Origin of the sequence: uncultured Aquimonas sp. (genome assembly GCF_937888285.1) — a bacterium.
Lineage (GTDB): Bacteria > Pseudomonadota > Gammaproteobacteria > Xanthomonadales > Xanthomonadaceae > Aquimonas.
This window is the reverse complement of the sequence record NZ_CALART010000050.1, coordinates 1-25,224: the sequence shown is the minus strand read 5'-3', so window position 1 is coordinate 25,224 and position 25,224 is coordinate 1. Positions and strand designations below refer to the sequence as shown.

Genomic DNA, 25,224 nt, shown 5'->3' with positions numbered 1-25,224 from the left:
GTCGATGCCGCCATCAACTCCCACCGGCCCGCGCGCAAGCGACCTGCACCATGCGGACTGGCGGTGGCTGGTCGACGCCCTCTCGACAGGCTCCGGTGCCACATTGCTCTACGGTTCTGGCGCCAGCGAGTACAGATCATCCCAGAACGGTTGCAGCGCCGAATGGATCCGGCTGTGTCGGGAAGCCAGGGCGACAAGCGCGTCAAGTTCCAGCCGAAAATTGGGCTGGCCGACCAACCGTGCCATGCTATCAATGACGTCGTAGGCCTGGATCCGAACGTCATCCTGCACCGCAGCTTCGCGCACGGCTCGGGTCAACGCCACGAAGAGCGCGACTGGGGTTTGATGTCTCGGAGGCATCACGCATGCATTGTGCAATGCAGCATTTCCCCTTGATTGACCTTGCCTGGATGCGACTGGCGGACTGGCGAGGACGGTTGCTCCTCGCAGTCCCAGGCCCCAACGTCAACAAGACGGTTTGCACGGCGATGCGCCGTTGTGGAAACCCCGGGGCTCTTTCGATACCGCCGCGCGTTGCGTTGCGGCGCGGAAGTCAACTCGAGGTCGAACAGGTACGCCTTGACTGCATGCGCCCGCAGTACGCCTTCTTTGTTAAACAAGGTCGGGCACGACATCCAGGTAGCCCGGGACAAGGCTCGGCAGGCAAATGCAGACACCGGCCTTAGTCACCGGCACCCGGAGGCTGGTCGTCACGGTGCTGGCATGACAGGCTCCCGGCGTTAGGTCACGGCAAACGTCGCCTCGAGTGCCGCGCGGAACCCGGTCCTGACTTGGTCTGGCGTGCGCCGAACGTATTCGCTGGCACGCACCAAAGCATCCCCGGTGAGAGTACAGAGGTAGGCCGCGGCTGCGGCGGCGTCCTTGGGCCCTGCACCGTCGACGCCGTCGAACCTCGGGCGCAGGGCAGTCCAAGTCACGGCGCCGAATCCTCGGTCTGCGCCCCACTGGGCGATCTCCGCATAGCCAGTGGCGTGTCTCGGTGGGTACCCTGGCCACAGGCCGATGGCATGGAGGGCGGCCCCCTCCCGGCCAGCCAGCGCGGCTTGCGCGGCTTCCCCCGTGTGGTAATCCAATTCGCACCACAAGGTCGGGACGGGCTCCGCCCCTGGGGTCAGCACCAGCGTCAGTCTTCCGTCGCGAGAGACCCGCGCGAACTCGAGGGGCAACGTGGGGCCATCGGTCTGCCAGTCGCCAACGCAGCGCAGAACGCCGGGATCCCAGACCAGGGAGCCCCACCCGATGCATACGATCTTCACGCCCTCACCCCTCACCCCTCGCGCCCACTTCCCATCCAACATGGTACGTTGTGGCATTACCCAAGCCAGGGCCGCCCGAACGACGGCGACACCGCTGCACGATGCGCGCCCTTGCGTCAGCGCTGCCCGACGGATCGCAAGGCGGGCGATGCTGTTCCAGCGGGTCGCCACGAGGTCTGGTCGTCAGCCCCAGAATATTCACTACCAAATGACGTCCTGATAACTCCACTTAGTAGGACATCGCGAAAATTCTTCTATAGTGCTGGTTGCCTATCCAAGGAGTGCCGTTGGAGCGCACTGCAGCCGCTGCTACAGAGGGAAAACCGGCCGATCGCGACGCTGATGGCGGTGCATCGCCCCTGCCGCGCCGCCGCGGCCGCCCTCGCGGTGCACAGACCCGGCTGTTGAGCGCCGGCGCCGGCGAACTCGGCCGCCACCACTTCGCTTTCCTGCGGGCGCTGGTCGATGGCATTGACCTCGAGCACGCGTGGAAGCGGTACCTCGCCTTCTCCGGCGGACCGAGCGACCGGCGGCACTTCGCAAGCCGCTTGCGGCAGTTGGTCGACGTCATCGACCACGCAGGACCTCAGCGCGGCCGCGCCTCCGAGGCTGGCCTGGTCGTCGCCGCACTGCGCGCCCTGCCCGACTTCGTGCCCGCCCGGGCCAGGCCGGGGGCAGGAAAAGCCGGACGTTTGGGAGCGGCTGCCGTCGAGAGTGCTGCCATCCCGGACCGAGCGCCCTCCCCCACCCTCGAGGATTGGCGGTCGCAGTACTGCGGCAGGACCGGGATCGACGAGGACTTCTACACGGAAGCGGAGTGGCTCGAGCTGTACGCGGAGGAGTTCGGCGAGCCTGTCGGTGAACCCTTCACGGGGGCAGGAAAAGCCGGACACATCGCCGCCGCGCCCTCCCCTGCTCTGTCCGCCACGACGCACGCCAGGCGGGCCGACGTGGTCGAGGCCGACCCGGCCCGCCTCACCACGGCGCAGCGCAAGGGCGTGCTGGAAGCGCTTGCCGCGCTCGAGCAGGTGCTGGCACGTGAGCCGAGCCTGGAGGATGAGACCGGCTTCTGGCTGGGCGCCGGGATGCCCCGCGACCTGGCCAAGGTCGGGGTGAAGTCGCTGGGCGACCTGATCAACTTCGTCAACATCTACGGCTTCCGCTGGCACCGGCGGGTGGCCCGGATGGGGGTGGTGCGCGCGCACCGCCTGCTGGACTGGCTCACGCCAGTGGCCGAGGCCCGCGGCCGCCCTTTGAAAGAGGCCGCCAGGCGTCCGGAGACCGACTTGGCGCTGCTGCGCAGGCGAGAGTTGGCGGGCGCGCAGGGGGGCGAGCGGTTTGCGCTCGTTCCCATCTTCGATGGCACCCTTCCGGACGCCCTCTCCGGGCGGGTCGGGGCCTTTCGGGCGCAAGAGGCGAACGTCTGGGGTGCCGAGACCGACGTCCAGGCGATCTCCCAGTGGCTCAGCCGCTACCGGGGCCAGACGCTTCGGGACTACACCCGCGTAGCCGAGCGCTTCTACCTCTGGTGCACCCATGTGCAGCGCAAGGCGCTTTCATCGCTCCAGGAGCCCGATCTGCAGGCCTACCAGGCCTTCCTGGCCGCTCCGCCGGCCGACTGGGTGCAGGAGCGCCAAGTCAGGCGCGAGGACGCGTCCTGGCGGCCTTTCCGGGGCCCCTTGGGGCGGAACAGCCAGCGCCACGAGTTCACGGTGCTCGGAAGCATGTTCAGCACGATGCTGGAGAAAGGCTACCTGCGGGCAAACGCCATGGCCAATCTGGGGCGCACCCTCGGGCTGATCAAACCAAGCATCGACGTGCGGCGCTCCTTCAGCGATCGCCACTGGGCCTTTGCCAGGCAGGTGCTACATGAAAAGCCGGACACTCCGGAACGGCGCCGCCTGGAACTGCTGCTGGAGCTCGGGAGCACCACCGGGCTGCGCCTGTCGGAGCTGGCTACGACCCGCATGAAGGGGTTTCGGGAGGAACAGGTGGACGGTGAGTCCGCCTGGCTGCTCGAAGTCGTCGGCAAGGGCGGAAAGCTGCGAACGGTCGTGGTCCTGGACCACGTCAAGGCACTGATCGAGCAGCACCACCGCGACATGGACGCAGCTGGCCTTGGGTTCGATCCCTCGGTCAGCAGGGTCCAGGTTCCTGGCAGCCTGGCGACGACGGCAGCCGGCGAGCGCAGCCTCCGCCGTGGCAACGTTCAGACTGCGAGCGCGAGCGACCCCTCTGGTGGCGGCTTGGCCGAGGCGCTGGCGCAGGAAGCCTTGCATGCGTGGCGGCCCCTGGTGGGCATCCTGAGGCGCCCTCCCCCTCGCCGCAAGCTTGACCACCTTGGCGTCGCATTCGTCGATCGCGCGGCTTCGTCACAGGCAGACCGCTTCGGTGCGCTGGAGCGATCAGCCATCTACAAGCTCCTGCGGCGGTTCTTCCGCGATGCAGCTGTGGCAGCTGCCTCGCGACGCGACGCCCCGGATGCGAGTGAATTCCTTGGAGCTTCCACGCACTGGCTGCGCCACACCTTCGCAAACACCGCCGTCAAGCAGATGCAGCCGCAGGTGCTGCAGAGCCTGCTCGGTCACTCCGATCTGCGGGTGACGTCGGTCTACGTGAAAGCCGACGCCACCGACATCGTTCGAGGCATCAGGGCGATGCAGCGAGCGGGAGCAGAAGGCGGTATCGCGGAACCGGCAGCGCGCCGGGCGAAATCGCCGCCGCGGTAGGCGCTGGAGGGATGGGTGTGGTACGGAACCACAGCCCGTTTTCTGACGCTTGGGCCCGGGCTAAAAGCCGGGTGTGGTTCCGTACCACACCCGGCTTGCCAAGCGACCGTCAGCGCCCAGCTGGGGGCGCCGCTTACCCACCGCAGGTGGCCGGCTGAATGCCGTTTCAGGGGTCTGAATTGGCTGCGTGGTACCGTACCACGCGACCACCTCAGGGTGCGTCTTGAAGCTCGGCCAGCACCTTCTGCAGGGCCGTCTCGAAGGCAGTCCAGCGCGCTGGCGAAAGCACACCCCGAGGCAGTTCCACCGTCACCGCCCCGCCCTTCCCTGCCCTGATCACGCCCTTCTTCCCGTCTGCCAACGCGAAGGTCTGAGTCACCTCTTTGGCCTTGGCCTTGGGCTTTCGGGATACGGCCTCGGTCAAGGCCCGAAAGACCTCCGCAGCGGCCGGGCGCGGCGACCGGCCCGCCAGCGACCGGGCAGCGGCAAGAACGGCATCGGGGTCTTGCTCGAAAGCCTTGTCCAGCGCCACCGCCCAGCGGAACTGGATCTCCACGGGGCTACGGAAAGCACCCACAACCTCCTGCGGCAGTTCAGCGACCCGAAGTGCCTTCGCGACATTGCTATGGTCCAGTCCGATCTGCTCGGCGAGGCGCCTTGCACTGGGAAACAGTCCCTCGTTCAGTGCCTTGTGATAGCTGACGCCCTGCTCCCAGGCGGACAGGTTCGAGCGCCCGCGGTTCTCCCGCTGCATCTGCACGTAGAGGGTCTGGTCATCGACGTTCTCATCGACAACCGCCCGGACCGGAAGGCCCAGTTCGAGGCAAGCGCGCGTCCGGCGCGAGCCGTACACCAATTCGAAGCGCGGGCCGTCTCCCTGCTCGCCCGTTGCGCCACGCATCGGCCGAACCTTGATGGGCTGAACGTTCCCGCCGGCGCTCTCGATCTCCTGCTTGAGCTCGCTGAACGCCTGGCTCGAGAACGAGTCCGGATGGCGGTCGGCCCAGCGCGTCAGCACGATCTGGCGCGGATCAATGAGTTGCTCGCCGACCTGCAGTTTGAGCTTCTCGATCTCGGCGTTGAGCTTCGAGACGGCTTCCGTGTCGGCCGCTGCGCCGGAGAGCATTCGGGAGAGCATCCCCACCCCGGTGCGAGGAACGGCCGGCCTCACGTCGGCCTGAGGCTCGGCAGCTGCCGCAGGTGCGGGGGCCTCGACATGGTCTGGAATCTTGAAGGCGATCCCTTGCCCCTTCTTCTGAGTGGCCACCTCAACCTCCCACCTGGCGCTGCCAGAACGTTTCCATCTGCTGCTCGATCAGGTCCACGAACCGATCGTAGGCTTCGAAGGCGCTCTTGAACGTGCGCGTCGAGGCGTTGTCGCGACTCGCGTCGTAGACGGTTCCGAACTCCTTGCTGGCGGTGCGAACAGCCTCGACGTCAGGAATCTCCACCGGCAGTACGCGCTCTGCGTAGGCGGCCTGGATCCACTCGCGGATGATCGCTGTGGACTGCCCGGTGTTGTCCTTGGGCGCGGCGTACTTCACCTTCGACAGCAGGATGTTGATGAACGCGAAATCCTTCCCGGCGCCACGGCTGGCGAAGTCGTCGGCCAGGTCCTTGAACAGATCCCAGAACTGGGCACTCGACGCGAAGTCCAGGTTGCTCGGGGGCAGCGGCATGATGATGCCGTCGCTCGCCATGAGGGCGTTGACCGTCAGGAAGGACAGCGACGGCGGCGTGTCGCAGATGATCACGTCGTACTTCGACCGGATGGGGTCGAGCCCGAAGTCGAGGGTGCGCCAGAACTGGAACGAGGCTTCCTTCAGTTGGCGCGTCGGCAGGATGAACTCGGCCGAGAAGAGGGGAGAGGAGGAGGGCACCAGGTCTACGCCGTCCCAGTAGGTCGGCCGGATCGCGTAGTTGACGTCCGGCTCGTCGCCACTGAGCAGCGGCAACAGGGTCTGGGTGACATCGACCTCCGCGTCCGGCAGGAAGCCGAAGAGCGTCGTCATGCTGCCCTGAGGATCGACGTCCACCACCAGCACCTTGTGGCCCCGCATGCTCAGCCCCTGGGCGAGGGTGGTTGCCGTGGTCGTCTTAGAACTGCCGCCCTTGAAGTGCGCCGTTGAGATCGTGATGGCCTCGCCGCCTTCGGGTCGCAGATGGTCAGCCCGGTAGTGGCGAGCCCATTGCCGCATCTCCGAGAGCGTGAACTCGCGACGGGCACCCGTCGAAGTCAGCCGCCCGGTCGGCAGCCCTCCAGGATTGCGCACGCGGTAGTCATACTGAGACCGCTCGATCTTCAGGCGCTCGACGAGTTGGGTGGCCGAGAACGTCGGCGGCAGCTTGCGGGCATCCGGCGCTAGCATCACCCCGCGGGCCTGCGCCACGATCGAGGTTGCGCGATCCGCCTGCTCGGTGATCGCCTTCAGTGAGATCGGGTGGGTGGCCGAGGGTCCCTGTGTGGTCGGATCCATGCGTTCCTTGCAGTGCGCTATGACAATGAACGCAATTCTACGTGAGGCAGTGCTTTCTCAAGACATCAATGAATTCCACGTTTATCGCAGACGACCTAGTGCACGAGTCGCGAAGAACCTGGATTTCAGGACGTTTTGAACGCTTCCTCCAAGGTCAGTCGTCGATCAGTTTTAGAAGTTCAATAGTTCAAGACTTTCGATACCAGAAAGTCATTTGAAATCAATGAGTTAGCCGGTTCTCCGTCCGGACTCCCGGCACCAGTCGTCCGGACAAGGCTGCGGAAGCGTCCGTGAACCTGGTTGAAGGCGTCCGGGAAGTCCTGGGGATAACTTTCCCGCCTGTGGATAACTTGGCGTCCGGGTTTTCAGGCCCTGATTCGATCCTCGCCAAGCCCTCGACCAGCCCGCGGCTGTGCGCAGGAGCGGCTCAAAGTGTCCGGGTTTTCCGGCCCGCATCAGCTCAGTAGTTGATCAGTTCTGATCCATCGGTGGGCGACTGGCGTCGCGTCCAAACCTCGCTGGTCAACCCGGACACTTGACCGGGCCCGGAAGCCTAGAATGGACGCATGAGCGGTGTGGCAATCGTGAGGCAGATGGATGTGGTGCAGGGCATGCTGCACAAGTCCGTCATCGCCTTGGCGATCGTGCCCACCAACCGTTCGTTGACGGTCACCGGACGCAAAGCGTACTCGGTGATGCTGCATCTTGCCCAGATGCAGGCGGCAGCCGGAACGGAGAGTGCGGACGGTGGCTTCGCCGCTCCGTTGAACTCCATCCTTCGCGGCTTCGGTGCGACCAACAGCATCTCCAGCGATGCGAAGAAGTACATCGACCAGATGGTGTCGACGAAGGTGGAGTGGAGGCCACTGTCGAAGTCCGAGCAGCAGTTGCCGCTGACCTTCGGTATCGACGGCAAGGAGGAGGGCGCCTCGCCGGCTCAGATCACCGACGAGTTGCGCATCTTCAACCTGCTCGCCGAGGTCCGTGTCTACAAGCGTGCAGGCGAGAACTGGGTGACCTGGTACTACCCGCCGTCCATCCGGGAAGAACTGGTGAGCCCCTCCCGCTGGGCCCAGGTCGACTTCGCAGTGCTGCGCCAGCTGACCACCTACTGCGCGGTGGCGCTCTACGAGATCTGCGCCCGCTACCGCGACAGCCCCGCGGGCGTCACCAGCCGGCAGCACTGGTCCTGGTGGGCCGAGTCACTGCGAAGCTCGCCGACCTCCAAGGTCCGCGCATGGCGCAAGTTCAAGAACGAGTTTGTTGCGCCCGCCATCAAGGAGATCAACGACCTCGGCGACATCGAGATCGAGTTGATCGAGTTCAGGCGCGGCCGTGAAGTCGAGTTCGTTCAGTTCGCGGTCAAGAAGAGCGCACGGCGTCCCGAGAGGATCGCGCCGGTGCCGCCCGACGTGACTAATATCCTTAGAGGCGGCAAGCTGAGCATCCGCGACACGGTGATCGAGGAACTCGAGCGCGCCTACGGCGTTGTCGCCGTGACCGAAGGACTCGAACGCTACGAGCGCTTTCTGAGCGGCGCGGACCGCCCGCGCATCGGCAACGCTGGTGCCTACCTGCGCACGATCATTTCGAACAAGGCGCGCGATGAGGCGCCGGCCGGGCAGGGCGCGCAACCGGAGAAGACTGCGCATGTGGTCGTTGAGAGCAGGGCAGCGACGGCGATGCCCGCTTCGCGTCGCGATGTCGAAGACGCTGAGCGCCACCGGCGCTTCAGCCTGATCCGCGACCAGTTCGCCAAGTTGGACGTCGAAGAGCAGATGGAGTGGGTGCGCCGCGTGCGCGACGAGGCCGACGCGACCACGGCACCGAGCCCGAGCATCATGAAGCGCCTTGCGCGCGGTGAGTGGCAGTCGCCGCTGGTCCAGGTGATGGTGATCCAGCACTACGCGAAGAGCGAGTTGGGCGAGGACTGGGCGACGCTGCCGTTGACGGAGTTCGAGAGCCTCATGGCCATCGACCTCGGCAGCGAACGCGACGTGGGCTGAACTCGCCGCAACTGCCCGGGCAAAAAAATGCCCCACTGCATGTGCAGTGGGGCAGGGCGCGCAGTGACTAGGCTGCAATTTGCTCCGGGACATCCTCGACAGCGTTGCTGCCGACTTCGTCCTTTCCGAGATCCAACTCGGCTTCGAGCTCACGTTGCCTCGCGATCAGCGCGGCGAGGCGATCCTCGTGCTCGAAGGGCCGCTGCAGCTCAGCCGCAAGGCCTTCGAGTTTCGAGCGCATCCTCGCGAGTCGCTGGGCGCAGTCATCGCGGTGCGGCGCAATCTCGCGGATCGTCTCGATCAAGCCGGCGTGGAGTGCCGGTCCGGTCTGGCACGGTCTGCACTCGTGTGAGCTCGCGCCCCGCACGAACAGGTGCACCTCGTCTTCTGCGCGTCCGATGAACACGCACAGCTCGAAAGCCCCGACGGTGCCGATGACCTCGTCACGCGCGGACCGCGAGATCGATGCCCTCGCGCTGCGCACGGTCGCCCTGAGCACCTCGCCGATCTCTTCACGACCGCGGTGGGTGCGTCCGTGGACGTTGACCACCAGGTCCGTTCCGAGAACAGCGTGCGCCCGTTCAGCATCTGCCACGAGGGCCGCGAGCAACCGCTCGTTGCTCTCGATGCGCATCGGCAAGCCGGCCACCTCGGATTCGTTCGCGTAGCGTTGGTTGCGCCACACGGACAGCAGCGAGGCGTACTTCGCGATCTCCGCGTCGACACCGGCCTTCTCGATGATCTTCGGATTGCCCGACGCAAGCGCCTTCACTTCCGCGTAGGTCAGCGTTGCGAGCTCGACGTCCTCGACAGACCGGATGCCCTTGTCCCCGCTCATCACCTGCGCGATGAACTTGGCCTTGGTGAGCACCGTCTGCCAGCTGTACGCGTCGAAGCTGCCTTCGGTGACGTAGCGGATGATCTCCACCTCGGCGCATTCGTTGCCTTGGCGAAGGATCCGGCCCTCGCGCTGCTCCACGTCACACGGACGCCATGGGCAGTCGAGTTCGTGCAGGGCCACGAGGCGCCGCTGCACGTTCGTGCCGACGCCCATCTTCGGGGTCGAACCGAGCAGCACACGAACCTTGCCCTCGCGCACCTGGCGGAACAGGCGTGCCTTCTGCGAGTCGGTCTCGGCATCGTGGATGAAAGCGATCTGCTCGGCCGGTAGGCCCAGCTCGATCAACTCTTCGCGCAGCGCCTGGTAGACGCTGAACGCCATGCCACTCTTGGGAGTGGACAGGTCGCAGAAGACCAGCTGCGCCCTCTTGAGGCTCGCAGTCTCCTGCCAGATGTTGTGCACCTCTCGGGCGCACTGCGCCACCTTCCCGCCGGGGTCGGCTGGTTGGCGGCTGTTGATCAGTCGCATGTCCAGCGCGGCCAGGCGGCCTTCGCTGGCGATCATGAGCATGTTGTCCTCGCGCGGGTCCACCCGCGCGGTCTTCAAGCGCTCGGCGCGCTTCACGAGCGATCGCACGAAGGCGCGCAGTGGCTCGCTAGGCTTGCACGTCACCGTTCTGGGCTTGTCGCCCTTCAGGATCGGCACCGGCAGCTTCAGCATCTCGCGCGTGCGGATGTCCGACACGTCGCAGAACACCGTCATCAGGTCCGGCACGTTGATGAAGCGCGCGAACCGGGTGTTGAGGCGATAGCCGCTGCCGTCGGGCGCAATCTCCAGCGCCGTGACCGTCTCCCCGAAGGTGGCGGCCCAGGCGTCGAATTGCTCCAGCCCCAGCGAGCGCAGCGTGTTGGGCTGCAGGAATCGCTGGAACGTGTGAACCTCGGCCATGCTGTTGGCCACCGGGGTCGCCGTGGCCAACACCACGCCACGGTGCTCGCCTCGGTAGAGGCTCATCGTGTGGCGCGTCTTCAGGTACAGGTCGAACGCGCGCTGCGAGTTGCTCAGCGGCAGGCCTGCGATGCGTGCCATCTTGGTGTGGCGGAACAGATTCTTGGCCGAGTGGGCCTCGTCGTACGCAAGCCAGTCGACCCCCAGTGCTTCCCAGCAGAGAAAGTCGTCCTTGCGATCCTGGTTCTCCAGGCGCTCGAGCCGGATCTTCCAGGTCTTCTTCATGCGCTCGAGCTGCTTGACGATCCGGTTGGACCGGCTGTCCGCGCTGCACATGCGCACCGCCATCTCGATCTCGCGGATGGTGTCCTTGATGAAGTCGCCGGTGAATCCGGCGGACATGGGCAGCAGCTCGAAAGTGGAGTGCGTCATCACGATCGCATCCCAGTCGCCGGTGGCCACCCGCGCCACGAACTCCCGCCGGCGGTCGCCGGCGAGGTCCTCCTTCGTCGCCATGAGCACGGCGGCGGAGGGATAGAGCCGCACCAGCTCTGCGGCGTACTGCTCGAGGCAGTGGTTCGGCACGATGTGGGCCGGCTTGTTGGCCAGGCCCAGGCGGCGCAGTTCCATGCTCGCGGCCACCATGATGGCCGTCTTGCCGGCGCCCACCGCGTGAAACAGCCCGGTGTTGCCGGACTGCACGACGCGCCAGATCGCGTTGCGTTGACTCGCGTGGAGCTCGAAGCACTGCGAAAAGCCCGGCAGCTTCAGATGCGAGCCGTCGAACTCCCTCTGGCGGATGCAGTTGAACAGGTCGTTGTAGATCCTGCACAGCCGCTCGCGCCGCGGCGCGTCCTCGTAGGCCCATGCGGCGAAGCGGTCCCGGATCAAGCCGAGCTTCTCCCGCGCCGCGAGCGTCTCTTCCTTGTTGACGATGTAGGCACCGTCCTTCTGGGGGTGCGGGTCGCGCACCGTGGGTGTCTGCACGTTCAGCGCATGCTGCACGAGGTCGATCGCGTGCATGCGCCGCGTGCCGTACTCCTGGATGCACGCGACGCTTTGTCGGGCCGCCCAGTCGTTGAAGGTCACCGACCAGGTGCCGGCCACCGCCAGGTAGCGCACGGCGGTGTCCTGCAGGCCGAGCACCTCCTTGATGAAGGCCTCGACCACGTCGGCCGGCACCCAGACCGCACCCAGTCGCAGCGCGATGTCGCCTGGCGGCAGATCCTCGGGGATCACCTTCTCCAGTGCCGCCACGTTCGCCCTGTAGGCGTCGCCAGCGGCGAGGGCCACGGTCAGCTTGCGCTTCACGTTGCCGGAGAGGTACTCGTCGGCCGGCTCGTGCCGGTCGCCCTCGGGATTCAGGTAGATCATGCCGCGCGCGGACAAGTCCGCCACGGCGTCTTCGGGCGTGGCCCGCAGCAGCCGGGCCATGTAGTCGGGATCGACCCGGCCCTTCCACCGCATCGACAGGGCGAGTGCCTCGTCGGGATGCTCGGCGACCGTGGCCTCGCGGACGGGCGAGACCGTTCGCTTCGAGAAGATCGCGGCCTTGGTGGCCACTTCTTCCTCTTCGTCGTAGTGCTCCAGGGACAGGAGCAGCGGATAGTCCGGGTCTCGCCGGAAGGCGAGGGCGTTCGCACGGGAGGACAGGTAGCCGTGCTTGCCCACGAACCGGTCGTAGCTCTGGTTCAGGCGTCGCCTCAGTTCGATCAGCGCCTGATCCGTCGTGGCGCCCAGCTGTGCGCTGAGCAACGCGCGAGCCCGATCGCGGATGTCCACCATGCCGGCGATTCGTTGCCGGACCGTGGCGTTGAGGCGGTCGTGCAGGTCCACGACGTGATCGCCCTCCACGATGCCGATGCGGCCTTCGCTGACCACGAGCGATCCCGGCCGCGTGCCAGCGGGTGCCGGCACGATGTCCCGGGGTGCTCTGGCGGGGGCCTTGGGTTGCACGCTGTACGCGCCCTTGGGCACCAGGGCCTGGGCGCCGAGCAGCGCGGAATCGAGATCTCCATCGAGCATGGCCGTCGGCACGACCTGGAAGCCGTTGCTGACCTGCACTTCCACGACCGCTTGAACATCGACCGCAGCGGCAGGGGCCTCCGCAGCTTCAGCGAACAGGTCGGGGTATGCGGGGGCTTCGGTGTCGAAGCCCGGCAAGGAAAGGGTGTAGCCACCCTGGCTGGATGGGGACATGTGATCTCCGTGATGTGGAGAGAGCACACGCCCCCCTGGGGAGCGTGAGCTCCCGGTGGGAGGGGGTCCGCGGGCCGCTGAGGCGGCATGCGGTCGTGCGTCGACCAGCCGGACTGCCTGAAAGGCAGTAGGCCGATGCGAACGGATCTGGGGTTCGGTGCGGCCGCCTGTCAGGCGGGCACCGGAAGGACTCACCGCCTGAAGAGGCGGCGGCGGGGCAGGGCCCAGCGCGGATCTACGTGCGGGTCACGACCGCTAACGCCGGCTGTGCCGGAACGCCTCAGAGGGCGGCTGTGGCCGGAAGCCACGAAGCGAATCGAGTATGGAACAAGGGTGCTGGAAGGGAAAGACAACGCGCCACGCCGGCGCATGTTCATCGGGCATGAACCGACCAAAGGCAGCCGCGCCGCGTCAAAGGGGCGCGGCAGCTCTCGGTCTTGGACCGGCTGCGCTTCGGGTCGCCGCCTTCAGACCTCCGCTTGCTACGATTGCTACGTTTTCTCTGCTATCGCTCTTGCCTGCAAGACGCCCTATGGGAACCAACGTCAGCCCCGCTGTACTGTTTCGGCGCATCGCCCAGCTCGAAGCGGCCGTAGGACGACTGACCGAAGACCTGGAGAGCCTTCGAAGGGCGGTCAGCCGCCACGGGTTCGCCTCAAGCTTGGCCGGCGGCTTGCGATGGCAGGTGGCCCGGTCTCCGATTCCAGCCGGCCTGGCCGGTGCTCTCGCGCGTGGGGAGGCAACCAAGGTGCAATGGGTCAAGGAAGGGCTCGTCGTCCCTGGTGAACAACTCGCACGAGCCTGGGGCCTCACTAGGCAGGCGTTGAGGCCGGCCGCAGGTCGGGGCGAGGTCTTCGCCGTGAAGATCGGCAATCGGCTTTTCTACCCCCGAGCGTTCTTGGCCCTGGACCGCCAAGCCGTGGCCACCGTGTGCCGCGCGCTGGGCGATCTCGACGCATCCGAAAAGATGATCTTCTGGTTGCGCGAGCATGGGGCGGTAGGAGGGAAGGGGATCGCCGCCGCCCTGGACGGAGGAACTGCGGTAGTCAAGGCGCAGCGGCTGGCTGCGGCCTGGGCGCGCGAGCGAGGAGGCGGGCGCGTCGTCGCTGCCTGAGACCGAGGCATTCGACGCTCCGCTCCGAGCCGTCCAGCGACTCAAAGTGCGGGTGCGAAGTCAAGAGGCGCGCCGGCAGGCCTCACGCACAATGGTCGGCATGAGCATTCGCAAGACGGCCAAGAAAACCGCGGTGGCGCATCGCGATTCGCGCTCGGGCGCGGCGGCGGACGTGCCCGTTGAGTCGGCGTTTGGCGAAGTGGTGGATCTGATTCGTGCTGCGCGCCAGCGCGCCCACCAGGCTGTAAATACTGAGCTCATCGGCCTGTACTGGCAGATCGGCGAGTACATCAACGGCAAGCTGGCAGCGGCTGAGTGGGGCGAGGGCGTTGTGGAACGTCTGGTTGCGCGGAGGAGGCGGCGCTTCTTCCGCGGCGGTGGATGCTCCCCGCCGCCTGCCCACTCCCCCGTGACAAGCCACTCCTCGAAGTAGTTCAGCCACTCGCTGGTCCAGGCCACGTAGGTCTCCAGCAAGCGCATCTGCGGCAGCCATTCGTTCTTGCGCGGTAGCCACAGGCAAAGCCTCACGCCCGGCCCGTCGTAGTGGTAAATGTGAGGCAGCGGCTGGCCCTTGGCCAGCGCCCGCAGGTCAGGGTTCACGACGAACATCTGCGGCGACCGTGCCGGCGTTAGCACGAGCACGCACCGATACAGACGGGAGAAGACCGTCGGCGAGATCGAGAAGCTGTAGCGAAGCTCGCGACCGTGGAGCAGTCGCACGCGCGCGCCAGGGAAGTTCAGCGCGCGCAGTTCCATCGCCCGCTCGGCGAGCGTTGGGAGTCGCACGGGCGGTGTTGCTCGCATTCAGTCACCGAAGTTCGTGTGCGCGAAGGTCGGCGTCGAGACCACGGCACTCGACCCCACGACGAAGATGCCGCGATTTGCGGAACGGTTCGCTTCGCGCCGCTGTGCGTTGTCCCCGAGCACGGCTGCCCGCGCGCGCGGCCCGAAGGCACGCTCGACAGCACGAGCGATGACGTCCATCCCAGCGCCCTGGTCGATGGCGTCGACGAGGGAAGTAAGGTCCGCGACCAAGCGCTCACACCACGCGTCGAAGGCCTGCTGCTTCGCCTTCGTGTTCATGCCGGCAGCCAGGTTGTCGTTCTGGGCGGTCGGGTTGTCGAGATACCAGAACTCGCTGCCTTCAGGCATCGGGAACCGCTTGATGAGTCGCGGCATCAACTGAACGATGTCGAGCAACAGGTCCATCGGCCCGTCGTGGGGCTTCGGCGCTTCGATCGCGTAGGCGTTCGCGACCAGGGTGGTCACGACGCAGGACGGCGGCGCCAAGTTCTCTCCGCTTGTGGGTGCACCGAATGCGATGTTGCGGTTGATCTTCGCGAGTTGCGTCAGACGCGACAACAGGCGGGCGAAGACTTCTTCGGCATCAGGCAGAGGCAGGAGTTCGGACTTGCGCAGCGACTCGAACGTGGCGTTGAGCTCAACCCGACGCTCAAAGGCCGGTGCAACCTGGGCGATCGAGTCGAACGCACGGCAGTAGCCGCGGGGGTTCGTGGACATGTAGCGCTGCAGGTCACGGTCGGGGATGCGTCCATGCGTCTCGCCATGCAGCACAACGTGCGACGCGTCATCAATGATGGGTGCGAAGTCGGCCTTCATGCCGCCGGCGTAGGTGATGGTCACGCAGCGGTCATCACGCTCGATCTTCAGGTCGTGACGGTCGGCGTACCGCTTGAGCGCGGCGTAGAGGTCGTTGATGAGCCGCGCCGGGCCACCGGCGCCGCCATATCGCTGGAGACCTTCACGGGTCAGGCACGCGGCCAAGTCGATGTCGAAGCCTTCGCGGTACTCTTCCATCGGCCGGACCATGGTGCCCAACTGGCGCGAGCCGTGCGCGTGCACGAGGTACAGCAGGCCGTCGAACTCCGGGCAGGTCACCAGGTACTCGCCGGTGCTCTGATAGGCGCGATCCAGGTCGCTCAACTGCGTCTGCGTTGGCTCGTAGACGCGGGCGATAGCCTCGCCGAGATAGAAGAATCTGGCCGAAGCGCCAACCGAGAAGCGGCGGCGAGGCGGTTCGATGGAAAAGTCCCGATGCATATGGTCTCCACGGGTGGGCGGGGGACCACACAAGGCGGTCTTGACCCGCCGCGCTTACTTCACAGGTTTTTCCTTGCGGACGCCCTTGAACGGATCGCCGTCAGCCTTCTGGTCCATGAACCGGCCGGACGAGGCGTCACGTTTCGTCCAGGTCTGCGTCAGCGGATTGAAGACTTGCGAGCGGTCACGGACCGCTCCGACACGAGCGTTGTCGCCGATAGGCTTGTTCTTGGCCATGGTTCGCTCCTATCAATGGATCTGCTTGCAGAAGAGGGGGTTAAGTGGCATAGTTGCTGCTTGTGCGGGCAACGAGCAGAGTCTACGCAACGATCTGTGATCCCCAGGTGATCTTGGTGCCTGTTGCCTGCACAGACAACACTTTACACGCATTTTTCTGCGGAAGGAAGCCTTTATGGCGCAGTCCGGCCTGGGGATGCTCTTGCGAAAGTTGCGCGAGGCCCGAGACCTGTCATCGCGGGAACTCGGTCAGCTAGCCGACGTCGACCACACCTACATCTACCGCCTGGAGACTGGGGAGAAGCAATCACCTTCGAGCGAACTGATGGAACGGCTACTGCGGGTGCTGAAGGCGAAACCGCGGGAGGTCGAGATGGCCCAGTTCATGATGAGCAATGAAGTCAACCCCGACTGGGTCGAGCATGTGCTTGGCACCGACCTGACGGCAGAGATGTTCGAGATGGGCGCAACGATGCGGCACCGCGGGGCCGGAAGGCCCGATATGGAGGCCATAGCAGCGCGCGTCCGCAAGGCACTCGAGGACGACGAGTGATAGACGAACTGGCGATCCGCCTGAAGGCGCGCCAGTTCATGGCAGGGCTCGATCTGTCGAACATCGACAAGGATCTGACTGTCTACACGCGGAAGGTCAACGCCAAGCTCACGACCGAGGAGATGAGCCCGGGGGAGTCCGGTTACACGCTCACCCGTCGGGACGGAAAGTCGTCCATCGTCGTCAACGAGTTGGAGCGGCGTGAGCGCCAGCGATTCTCGGCTTGCCATGAGGTGGGCCATCTCGTGCTGGGCCTTGCCTCGAATCATCAAGAAACCCCAGCTTGGTCCTATGCCAAGCGCGACGACAACGAGATCGCGTGCGACATTTTTGCTTCCGAACTGTTGATGCCGTTCGACTCGTTCAAGCGCGACGTGGACCAGGACCAACCTTCGTTCGAGTTGATCGAACGCTTGCGCTCGAAGTACGTGGTCTCCTTCGCGGCCTGCGCTTCGCGCTTAGCCGCAGTCACAGACTATCCGTGCGCCTTCGTGTTCATGAACGCGACGGTAGTACGGTACGCATCGCGCTCCAAGGCTCTGCGCGACCTCAATGCCTGGGTCGAGATGAGGTCACCGATCCCGCCCGGATCGGTTGCCCATCGGCTTGTACAAGAGGGCGAGTGGTCAGGCGAAGACTCACGGGTCGCGCAGGACGTTTGGTTTCGAGACTGGCCCAATGGCTACGACCTGACCGAGATGGCGAAGCACTATCCGCCCTTTGAAGAGACGTTCTCGTTGCTGTGGTTCGAGCCGGACGGCGGCCCAGACGAACCCGTGAAGGTGTGGAGTGGCTCGGTGGCGCAGGAGGACGATGGTGGCCTGCAGGAACTGGATGGAGTCCTGAGTTTTCAAAAGAAGACGAAGAAGAGGTAGCGGACTCGTTTGCCGTATCGGCCATGCAAGCCGCTCACCCTGTGCCCTGCTTCGCTGGCAGGCCGACCTTCGGCGATTGGCTCGCAGGCGTGTCGAACGCCTGCTTGATGGCGCTGAGCGCGAATACGCCGGCCGGCCGGCGCTGACTCCTATCGCTGCGAAACAGGCGGAGAAAAGGAGGCGGACCCGGTCTGCGAAGACCGGCCCCGCCAAGCATCCCTTGCAGGCCAAAGGGCTCGATCGAAGGCCTTTTCCTTCGTTCGCGTTGGCGTCTGAACACAGATGTAGAGAGCGCAGCTAAACGCAACTCCAGATCTCGTTTCGCCGGCGGTTGAAGAGCGTCACGTTGCCGTGGTCGCTGACCTCCATGACGAACTGGATGTCGCGGCCTGATCCCGACCACAGCGGTGGCCAGGCGTCGCCAGAGTTGACCTTGATGACGCCTTCCTTTGATCGGGCCGCGCACTCGAGCCCTTCCAGGTCTGGCCAGAAGCCGTAGTCACCGGAGGGCGCGAGCGAGAAGCTCATGAACGGCAGGCAATACGCCTGGATGGCCTCAAGCCCCACACCGTCAACGAAGGCCTGAAGGGCCTCAGGATCGGCGCCTGCCCTGTTGAAGGCGTCGATAGCCGCCGACGTAGCGCGACGACGCTCGCCATCGCGGTCGGTCTTGATGAACTGGCGCAGTTCGTAGGCGAAATCGCCCGCGAGGGCGTGGATGTCGTTCGGATCGGCCGAGCAAACGGCACCGATCCGCGGGGTTCGGATGTACACGGTCTGACTCCTTGGTGGAGCGGAAGGCCACGGCTTGGAGGCCGTGGTCTTCGGATTTGGGTTGGTGGCGGCTACACGTGGTAGTGCTGGCGCACGTAGCGCCGCCGCTGCAGATAAGGGGCGCCCTTGGTGATGTCCAACGGAGCCCAATGGATGAGCCACCGCAGCGCAGCCACCCGCAACAACGGCGGGTAGCGCCGCTCGTGCATCACCGCCAGGAGCTGTTCGGTGGTGTAGTGGCGCATGCCGGTCAGAAGGACGACGAACCTGTTGCAACGATGGGTGAGCATGGCGGCCCCCTAGTCCAGGGCACGCCGGATGGTCATCGCATCCGGGTGTTCGCCGATGAACTCCAGCAGCAGCTCGTATTTCGCGTTCAGGCTGTCCCAGCCTCGCCAGAGCATGCCGTTGATCGCGAACGTGGTGGCGATGATGCCCGCCACCTCGGCGCTGACAGTGCCGTGAAAGCCGTTGCCTTCGACCGTGAACTCGAACGCGTCGACGCCAGCCGGGTACATGAACGCACCGCCGTTGGAGAGCTCGACGTAGTTCCAGTAGCCGCCGCGATAGGACGGGCAGAGGTTGCCCATCCAGTCGTACACGGACATCTCGAACTTCATCATCGCCCGCGCACCGAAGTGCTTCGGAAGGAAGTCCATGCGCTGCTCGGCGGGCACGATGCTCGCCGTGATGCGCGCGTCGCCGTCGTTGGCCTGGCAGGGCGCCAGAGCGAAGGAGGGGGAATCGTGGTTCATGTCGCTTTCCTTTCAAGCGCATGAGCACGAGCGAACCCGACTCGGGGTGTCGCCCGAGCTCGGGTTGGGGATGTGCGAGGGGGCCCCGCAGGGAGTTGCCTACGACCCGTCGATGCCGCCACCGCCGGGCGGCACGCGCTGGGTTGTCAGCTGAGCCGGCAGATTCCGGCGAAGGATGAGGGTGGCCTGCGGGCGCAGGCAGATTGAAGTGCGGGTCACGACCGCAAACGCCGGCCAGGCCGGAACGCTGGTGACAGCGGCAAAGGCAGAGATGCCCATCGCATGGTCAGTATGAAGCAACGATGCGCGGTCGAAAAGGGGCATCGCACGGCGCATGCCCATCCGTCACTCGTCCGCCCCGCAACTGCAGCGGCGGATCTGTCGCTTTGGCTCGCGCGGCGCCCGAAATCCGGGGGGACTTCGAGCCGCCTTTCCGGTTGAAGGCGGCCGCCATCTTCGGGACGATTGGGGCCACGGCAGCCCGCCCATCGACGGCGTTGCCTGACGTTCAACCCACAGGTCGAGATCAGTCCATGGGGCGCCTACCCTTAGATTCGTTGAGCCTGCTCATCAGCGTGGTCGAAGGCGGCCGGAGCTACAAGGAAGTGGCGGCCGACCTTGGTGTCGCGCGCTCGACGGTCGAGCGTCGGATCAAAGGCCTGCTGCGCAGGCTTCAGCAGGCCGGTGCACTGGGCTCGATCCGGGTGGACTGGCTGGACAGCCTGGTCGCGATCCGCCGCGAGCGGGAGACGATCATGGCCACCGCGCGCGCACACGATGTAGGCGCACCGCCGCCGCCGTGCCGGGTCGTGCTGGATGCGGATGAGGTCGCTGCCGGGGCGAGCCGCCTGCGTTCTTGCTGCCGAAGTGCCAACCGGGACATCGCGCTGATCTACACGCTGCTGTGCACCGGCCTCAAGACCATGGAACTCGCGCTGCTGGAGGTGGGCGACTATCCGGCGATGGAGGGAAGGCGCTCGCAGGGCGTGATCAAGAAGTACCTCGAGCTTGCGGCAACTGCGCGAGAGCGTCGAGCGCGCGGCAGCGCGCCGGGACTTCGCGCGGCGTGTCGTGGCCCGGTGCCAGGCCATCGTGGGCCGGCGGCAGGCACGCGTCGACGTGCTGGAGCAGGCCAAGGCGACTCTTGTGGCGCGGCGACGCGAGGTCGAGTCGATCGACCGCGAGGCCGGGCAGATCGCGTTGCGGCAAGCGGACCTGCAGCGGCGCTTCGGCCTGACCTCTCATGTGCCGTGTGCCGGCATGGACATCCAGGGGCAGTGCCAGCTGCTCGGTGACGCGCGCGAGGCGAAAGCGCTGTTGCCATCGGCGGACGCGGCGCTCACTGGTCTGGCCGAGAAGAAGCGGGTTGCCCTGCTGGAGATCGCCGACACCGAGACGGCGGTGCGCGCGCTGCCCGCTGAAGCGCAACTGCGCAACCAGGCCGAGCAGATGCTCGAGACCGCCGAACAGCGCCTGCGCGACATCGAGCTGCTGTGCGCGCGCCGGGACGAGGTGACCCGTGCGGCACAGACGATCGATGGACACACTGCGGAACTGGCCACGCTGCCTGAGCAGGCCGCGCAGGAGACGGAGGACGAGCGTGTCGAACGTGCCGACATCGCTGCAGCTCGGACGCGAGTGCAGGACGAGCTCAGCCGCATTGCCGTGGTGCGCGACGAAGCGCTGACCCGCACCGCCGAACAGGTCGCCCTGCTTCCCCCGCCGCTGGATGCTGCAGGGCTGAACACAGCGAGGCAAGAGGTCGAGGCTGCGACGCGGGCCGCAGCTGCAGCGGAGGCCGCTGAGTCTTGCGCCCGGCAGCGCGACGAGCGCGCGAAGGCGCTGGGCGAACAACTGGCTGACATCGCGGCCAAGGAAGGGGCGGCGATCCGTGCCGCCAAGCGTGTCGAGGACGAACTGGCCACCTGGTCGCTGCTTGCCAAGTGCCTCAGCAACGACGGCGTGATCGCGCTGGACATCGACGACGCGGGTCCGACGTTCTCCGCGCTGGCGAACGAGCTGCTGCTGGCCTGCTACGGGCCGCGATTCACGCTGCAGGTGATCACTCAGTCCACCAACGGGAAGGGCGAGCTTCGCGAGGACTTCGACATCGTCGTGCACGATGGGTCTCGGGACGAATCGAAGAGCCTGAAGCTGGTCAGCGGTGGCGAGCGGGTATGGATCAACGAGTGCCTGACCCGCGCGATCGCGCTCTACTTGTCTGGCAACACCGGGCGCCGGATCGGCACGCTGTTCAGCGACGAGGCAGACGGGCCGCTGGACCCGGAGCACAAGCGCATGTTCATGGCCATGAAGCGCGAGGTGCTGCGCCTTGGTGGGTACGCAAGCGAGTTCTTCGTGAGCCAGACACCCGAACTGACCGCGATGGCCGATCGCATCATCGACCTGGAAAGCTATTCTGCGCAGGGTGCGCAGGTGGTCGCATGACTGAAGGCAATCCAAGGGCCGCCCCGTCGTACCCCTTGGACCACCGAGCGGCGACGCGTGCCAGTGAACGTCGCGTAGTCGCAGCAACGCTGCCTTCTGTTCGGTCGCATCGGTCGGCGCTGGACGGCCAGCAGGCGCCGTTCACGCCTGACAGGTTACCGGCGAGCTATCGGTGTCGTATGCAAGAGGATGCCGGCTGCGTAGCGAGACCGCGAGAGAGTCAGGCAAAACCAACTGCGGATCACTCACTCGCGATGGCTCAGGTTTGCGAAGTTCCACTCATCGGTAGCCCTCGTCTCCTGCCAGGTGAATTCATCGCCCGACACGACCTCACTGAGATTCTGATCCACCTCGATCCCGTCGCATTCGTTGAGCTTGCTGACGAACGTTGCGAAGGCCGCATTGATCGCCGCTCTACCCTCAACGTCGCCCTCCCAGATCTCCGCGTCAACGACGAAATACACGGCCACGTGGTACGACTGATCGTCTCCCAGTTCAACGTCCTTCTCAACAATGCCAAGTCGGACCTCGGCAATGTCTTCCTTGAGCGGCTCGATCGCGGCCTCGAGCGCGTCCTCGGTGTCCTTGTCGATCCGCTTCACGAAGGCGTCCGGCCAACTGGGGCGACCCGCGCGCAGCGCGTACCACGCCATGATGCGTTGCGCTGCCTCGCCGCTCAAATGGCGAGCGGCGTCCGGTGGCTGGTCCCTAAAAAGTTCACGAGGAACAAGGTATCTGTCGGCAACCGCGTGAGCCGAGAGCGCAACGGCCTCGTGAGTTTCGCGGTTCGGCCGGAAGTCAAGGATGCGTGTCGACCGAAAGTCGCGGTATTGCGCCCGCGGCTTCTTGATCGGCTTGCAATGCAAGATCTCAACGAACGGCTCAGCCTCGAGAGTGCGAGCCACTATGTCGCAGGTCTGCGAGACGACGACGAGCCAGTGATCCGCTGCCACTTCGACGGCGGCCGCGCCAGGCCGAGTAAGGTGCTGCGCGATGACCGGCAGCATCCCCTGAGGCACTACGGCCCCGGTGCACCAGCCCTGCTCTGCAACCTCGTCTCCAAACGGCAAGGCGTCCTCACTCGTCGGACGGCAGCGACTTGGCGGATGGACGGCGCTTGAAGCCGGCCTCGGCGAGCTTCTGGCTGCGAGTCTTCGGCTTGCCGGCCAGCTTGGCCAAGAGCTCGTCGAACGCGCCAACAACGGTGGCCTCGTCGAACTGGTCGGCAACCATCATCGAAAGGACGGTGCGTCCGTCCGCGAGAGGCTCATTGGAGACGGAGCTCAGCGGAGCCGTCGTCCGTTCGCGCCACTGCTTCGCAATGCGCTCGACCGCAGCCAGGCGCTCACGACTGGCGCCCTGCAGCTTCACGTCGCTGGAGGCATCGAGCCACTTGTAGAGGCCGGGCCGAGACAGACCAAGCGCCTGGGCCAGGTTCGACGTCGACAGTCCCAGAGCGGCCTGAAGAGCGGCCAGCCGTTCTACGCGAAGTCGAGCAGCTGCGCTTGGCGCTGCCTTGGCTGCAGCGGTCGCCTTCTGAAAGGCCTCCTTCGAGGCCTTTGACCAACGCGACCACGAGTCAGCGTCGAAGTCTTCAACTGAGACGGTCGGAATCGCCGATGTCGCGAGCAACACGTCCGTGTCGACGATCAGGACAGTCCGCGCGCCGGTCAACTTGGTCCCCATGCGATAGGACCCAATGAGGTGCGTCTCACCGCCTCCATAGAACTGCATCGGCACAGCAGGATGAAACGACTCGGCGGCATCGATGATTGTGCTCGGACGACGCTGAAGCAGCGTCGCACGCTGAGCGTTGTAGAACCGTGCCTCGATCGTGTCGCTCACATCCACTCCTTGTTTGCCGTGGCAGACAGCGCAGCCTTGAAGGTCCGCGAAGTCAGCTTCTGCATATCAGTGTAGATGCCGACCAATTGGGCGGCGTCGAAGACTTGGTTGATGTCGCGCAGGCAGTCCGTGTCGATGAAGCCAATCGCCTTCTCGTCCCTGACCCTTTTCTCGCAGTCAACCATCACCTGCGGCTTGTGCAGCGGCATCGCGTTGAAATTCGGAGGCAACAGCATCCCAGCCGGCGCCGGCGCGCCCGCTCGGAGGTTGACGGTGGCGCCGTCGAACAGAAATGCGGCCGCCCACAGCGACCCGGTCGGCTTCGCGCCGTCTGGAGCGATGCCCTGCAGCTGCTGGGCCAGGTATTCCGCCGGCGAGCGATCGCCGCTCGGGAGGATGAGGTCGACGTAGCGCAACCCAGCGCGCTCCACGAACGCACCGAGACCTGCCTCGTGGATGGCGTCGAGGACGTCGGCCCATCGGGTCATCAGGTCCGCGGAGTTGACGTAGCTCGTTGCGTGCAGTGAGATCGACCTGGTACCGAGCTGGACGCCGTGCTTCTGGTCGGCTGAGATCAGCTGCCAGATCGGCTGGGCGGAAGGCTTGGCCCCGTCGACGACAAGTTCCTGCCCTTCGACGGTCTTCGGGAAGGTGGAACGTAGTCGGTCTTGCAGACCAGGCACCTTCGTCGCCATCGAGTAGTACGGCGAAATGATCAGCTCTGCGACCACATAGACGAGCGGGGGCTTACGCCACGTACCGAGCGTGGTGGTGGGCATGCGGGCTCTCCTTCGGTGCGTTGCAGTTGCCTGTAGTGCTCTCTTCGGAGCATGTGGAAATTAGTTTACAGGGTAGTTGACACCCGTGGCGTGAAATCGTTCCGGGTTTACACGCGCTTCACCGGCACGTCCAGCAAGACACCTGTCTTAGACGTCGCCTAAGTCTTTGATTTTGAAGGTGCAACATGGCTTCGACGGGTGCGGCCTGACTCGGGCGGTCCCATCTCGGGCCGCGGGCCGCGGGCTGCGTGTGGCGGCGGCGGTGGCGTCGAGCTTCATGACGACGCACCAAGCATCTTGATGGGCGGTAGCCGTCCGAGCGCAAGGCACCTGCGTTCACGCCAGGCGCGCATAGCGACTTGGTTCCAGAGGTGGCTGTAGGCCCAAACAACAGCCTCCCTTGAGCCTCCGTGGACACGGGGCTCAAGGAAAGCCCCTGAACTGTCGCTCAGGGGAAAGAGAGTTGGACTCAGCTCGCCGGCAGGCCGCCGACGGCTGCCAGCTGCCAGCCGCGCAGGTCGGGGAACCTGTCGGCGAAGTCGAAGATCAGGTTGCGCCGCTCGTTGGAGAGCGCCACTCGCGCGAACCATTCGCCATACCGCTGCTCGCGCTCGATCCGGAGATCCAGTTGCGTCGCGTGGACCGCGAGCGGGTGCGCCTCGGCAACTCGAACGGAGGGGTACCAGCAGCCTCGCGCCGGCGGCGTATCTTCCTCTATGAGGCGGCGAATGCGCCGGATGTACGCCTCCGGTGAGCAGTCCCGCGAGCCCGGCTTGAGGGAGCCACCCTCGCAGGCGCCGGCGAAGTAGACGGCCTGCTTGAGCACCTGCTCCGCGCTGCCGAGCATGCAGACCTCCCAACTCCTGGCGCGCTTGCCCGTCACGGCATCGCGGAGGTTGTTGTCGCCCCCTTCGATCGCAACGACGAAGCGGTCGACGCCGCCTGTGTCTGGACCAGCGGTCAGCCTCCAACTGGCCCATTGGTATTCGATGCGGTAGGACATGTCAGGTCTCCGCGCTGGCGAACAGCGAGGCCTGCCCGGGCCGGCCGTTGGTGCTCTTGCGCAGCTCGATGCAGGCGCGCCAAGCCGCGGGCTCACGCCTGAGCACGGTGCAGATCATTGAGGCGCCGTAGTAGGCGTCACGAGCCGCACCTGGCCTGGCCAGGTCGAGCTCAAGGGTGAAGGCCCCATCGCCCGTCAGGTCCATCTGCTTGGCGTACCTGGCCCGAAAGGCGGCGAAGGTCCCGAACGGGCATCGTCTACGACCAACCGATCGTGCTGAACGAGCGGCAGGCCGGTGTCGCC

Annotated in this window: 22 protein-coding genes; 7 read left to right on the top strand and 15 right to left on the bottom strand. The window is 65.6% G+C overall.

Going from position 1 to position 25,224, the window contains the following annotated elements:
- Positions 1 to 108: 108 nt before the first annotated feature.
- The gene (locus tag Q0654_RS10780) at positions 109 to 306 is read right to left on the bottom strand and encodes a hypothetical protein (RefSeq protein ID WP_298853712.1); all 198 of its coding nucleotides are present in this window, start codon (positions 304 to 306) and stop codon (positions 109 to 111) included.
- Between the two features lie 1,375 nt (positions 307 to 1,681).
- On the opposite strand from Q0654_RS10780, the gene Q0654_RS10775 reads away from it, so the two are divergent.
- Entirely contained in the window at positions 1,682 to 4,006 is a 2,325-nt protein-coding gene (locus tag Q0654_RS10775) for a phage integrase family protein (RefSeq protein ID WP_298853710.1), read from the top strand.
- 211 nt (positions 4,007 to 4,217) lie between these two features.
- Here the strand turns inward: Q0654_RS10775 and Q0654_RS10770 are convergent, their stop codons facing one another.
- On the bottom strand, positions 4,218 to 5,273 hold the full coding sequence (locus Q0654_RS10770; protein ID WP_298853708.1) for a ParB/RepB/Spo0J family partition protein: 1,056 nt from the start codon (positions 5,271 to 5,273) through the stop codon (positions 4,218 to 4,220).
- A gap of 1 nt (position 5,274) precedes the next feature.
- A complete protein-coding gene (locus Q0654_RS10765) occupies positions 5,275 to 6,483 on the bottom strand; it encodes an AAA family ATPase (protein ID WP_298853705.1) in 1,209 nt (402 codons plus the stop codon).
- A 566-nt stretch (positions 6,484 to 7,049) separates the two neighbouring features.
- Between Q0654_RS10765 and Q0654_RS10760 the strand changes: the two genes are divergently transcribed.
- Complete coding sequence (locus Q0654_RS10760; RefSeq protein WP_298853703.1) at positions 7,050 to 8,489, top strand: replication initiation protein; 1,440 nt, start codon at positions 7,050 to 7,052, stop codon at positions 8,487 to 8,489.
- Positions 8,490 to 8,556: 67 nt separating this feature from the next.
- On the opposite strand, the gene Q0654_RS10755 is transcribed toward Q0654_RS10760, so the two are convergent.
- Complete coding sequence (locus Q0654_RS10755; RefSeq protein ID WP_298853701.1) at positions 8,557 to 12,477, bottom strand: helicase-related protein; 3,921 nt, start codon at positions 12,475 to 12,477, stop codon at positions 8,557 to 8,559.
- 532 nt (positions 12,478 to 13,009) lie between these two features.
- On the opposite strand from Q0654_RS10755, the gene Q0654_RS10750 reads away from it, so the two are divergent.
- Together Q0654_RS10750 and Q0654_RS10745 are read left to right on the top strand one after the other, a co-directional pair.
- The gene (locus Q0654_RS10750) at positions 13,010 to 13,591 is read left to right on the top strand and encodes a hypothetical protein (protein ID WP_298853699.1); all 582 of its coding nucleotides are present in this window, start codon (positions 13,010 to 13,012) and stop codon (positions 13,589 to 13,591) included.
- A 100-nt stretch (positions 13,592 to 13,691) separates the two neighbouring features.
- On the top strand, positions 13,692 to 14,024 hold the full coding sequence (locus Q0654_RS10745; protein ID WP_298853697.1) for a DUF1016 N-terminal domain-containing protein: 333 nt from the start codon (positions 13,692 to 13,694) through the stop codon (positions 14,022 to 14,024).
- A gap of 371 nt (positions 14,025 to 14,395) precedes the next feature.
- Here Q0654_RS10745 and Q0654_RS10740 read toward each other — a convergent pair whose 3' ends face one another.
- Together Q0654_RS10740 and Q0654_RS10735 are read right to left on the bottom strand one after the other, a co-directional pair.
- Entirely contained in the window at positions 14,396 to 15,652 is a 1,257-nt protein-coding gene (locus tag Q0654_RS10740) for a nucleotidyltransferase (RefSeq protein WP_298853694.1), read from the bottom strand.
- A 54-nt stretch (positions 15,653 to 15,706) separates the two neighbouring features.
- Entirely contained in the window at positions 15,707 to 15,889 is a 183-nt protein-coding gene (locus tag Q0654_RS10735) for a hypothetical protein (RefSeq protein WP_298853692.1), read from the bottom strand.
- A 175-nt stretch (positions 15,890 to 16,064) separates the two neighbouring features.
- On the opposite strand from Q0654_RS10735, the gene Q0654_RS10730 reads away from it, so the two are divergent.
- Positions 16,065 to 16,442 (top strand): helix-turn-helix transcriptional regulator, encoded by a 378-nt coding sequence (locus Q0654_RS10730; protein ID WP_298853690.1) that lies wholly within the window; start codon positions 16,065 to 16,067, stop codon positions 16,440 to 16,442.
- Positions 16,439 to 17,317, top strand: coding sequence for an ImmA/IrrE family metallo-endopeptidase (locus Q0654_RS10725; protein WP_298853687.1), 879 nt, complete (start codon positions 16,439 to 16,441; stop codon positions 17,315 to 17,317). The genes Q0654_RS10730 and Q0654_RS10725 overlap by 4 nt, the downstream gene beginning before the upstream one ends.
- Positions 17,318 to 17,614: 297 nt before the next feature.
- Here Q0654_RS10725 and Q0654_RS10720 read toward each other — a convergent pair whose 3' ends face one another.
- The 4 genes from Q0654_RS10720 to Q0654_RS10705 all read right to left on the bottom strand — a co-directional run bounded on the left by Q0654_RS10720 (position 17,615) and on the right by Q0654_RS10705 (position 19,188).
- Positions 17,615 to 18,091, bottom strand: a complete 477-nt coding sequence (locus Q0654_RS10720) for a hypothetical protein (protein ID WP_298853685.1) — start codon at positions 18,089 to 18,091, stop codon at positions 17,615 to 17,617.
- A gap of 71 nt (positions 18,092 to 18,162) precedes the next feature.
- Positions 18,163 to 18,381, bottom strand: coding sequence for a hypothetical protein (locus tag Q0654_RS10715; protein ID WP_250200215.1), 219 nt, complete (start codon positions 18,379 to 18,381; stop codon positions 18,163 to 18,165).
- 9 nt (positions 18,382 to 18,390) lie between these two features.
- A complete protein-coding gene (locus tag Q0654_RS10710) occupies positions 18,391 to 18,846 on the bottom strand; it encodes an antirestriction protein (protein ID WP_298853682.1) in 456 nt (151 codons plus the stop codon).
- Between the two features lie 99 nt (positions 18,847 to 18,945).
- Positions 18,946 to 19,188: a hypothetical protein gene (locus Q0654_RS10705; RefSeq protein ID WP_298853679.1), complete on the bottom strand. Its 243-nt coding sequence runs from the start codon at positions 19,186 to 19,188 to the stop codon at positions 18,946 to 18,948.
- A gap of 666 nt (positions 19,189 to 19,854) precedes the next feature.
- On the opposite strand from Q0654_RS10705, the gene Q0654_RS10700 reads away from it, so the two are divergent.
- Entirely contained in the window at positions 19,855 to 21,294 is a 1,440-nt protein-coding gene (locus Q0654_RS10700; protein ID WP_298853677.1) for a hypothetical protein, read from the top strand.
- A 245-nt stretch (positions 21,295 to 21,539) separates the two neighbouring features.
- Here the strand turns inward: Q0654_RS10700 and Q0654_RS10695 are convergent, their stop codons facing one another.
- From Q0654_RS10695 to Q0654_RS10675, 5 genes are all read right to left on the bottom strand, one after another.
- Positions 21,540 to 22,301, bottom strand: coding sequence for a hypothetical protein (locus tag Q0654_RS10695; protein WP_298853675.1), 762 nt, complete (start codon positions 22,299 to 22,301; stop codon positions 21,540 to 21,542).
- Positions 22,302 to 22,371: 70 nt separating this feature from the next.
- Entirely contained in the window at positions 22,372 to 23,139 is a 768-nt protein-coding gene (locus Q0654_RS10690) for a hypothetical protein (RefSeq protein WP_298853673.1), read from the bottom strand.
- Positions 23,136 to 23,918: a TIGR04255 family protein gene (locus tag Q0654_RS10685; protein ID WP_298853671.1), complete on the bottom strand. Its 783-nt coding sequence runs from the start codon at positions 23,916 to 23,918 to the stop codon at positions 23,136 to 23,138. Before Q0654_RS10685 ends, Q0654_RS10690 begins: the two co-directional genes overlap by 4 nt.
- Positions 23,919 to 24,387: 469 nt before the next feature.
- A complete protein-coding gene (locus Q0654_RS10680) occupies positions 24,388 to 24,921 on the bottom strand; it encodes a hypothetical protein (RefSeq protein ID WP_298853669.1) in 534 nt (177 codons plus the stop codon).
- Position 24,922: 1 nt separating this feature from the next.
- Entirely contained in the window at positions 24,923 to 25,126 is a 204-nt protein-coding gene (locus Q0654_RS10675) for a hypothetical protein (protein ID WP_298853667.1), read from the bottom strand.
- Between the last annotated feature and the right edge of the window lie 98 nt (positions 25,127 to 25,224).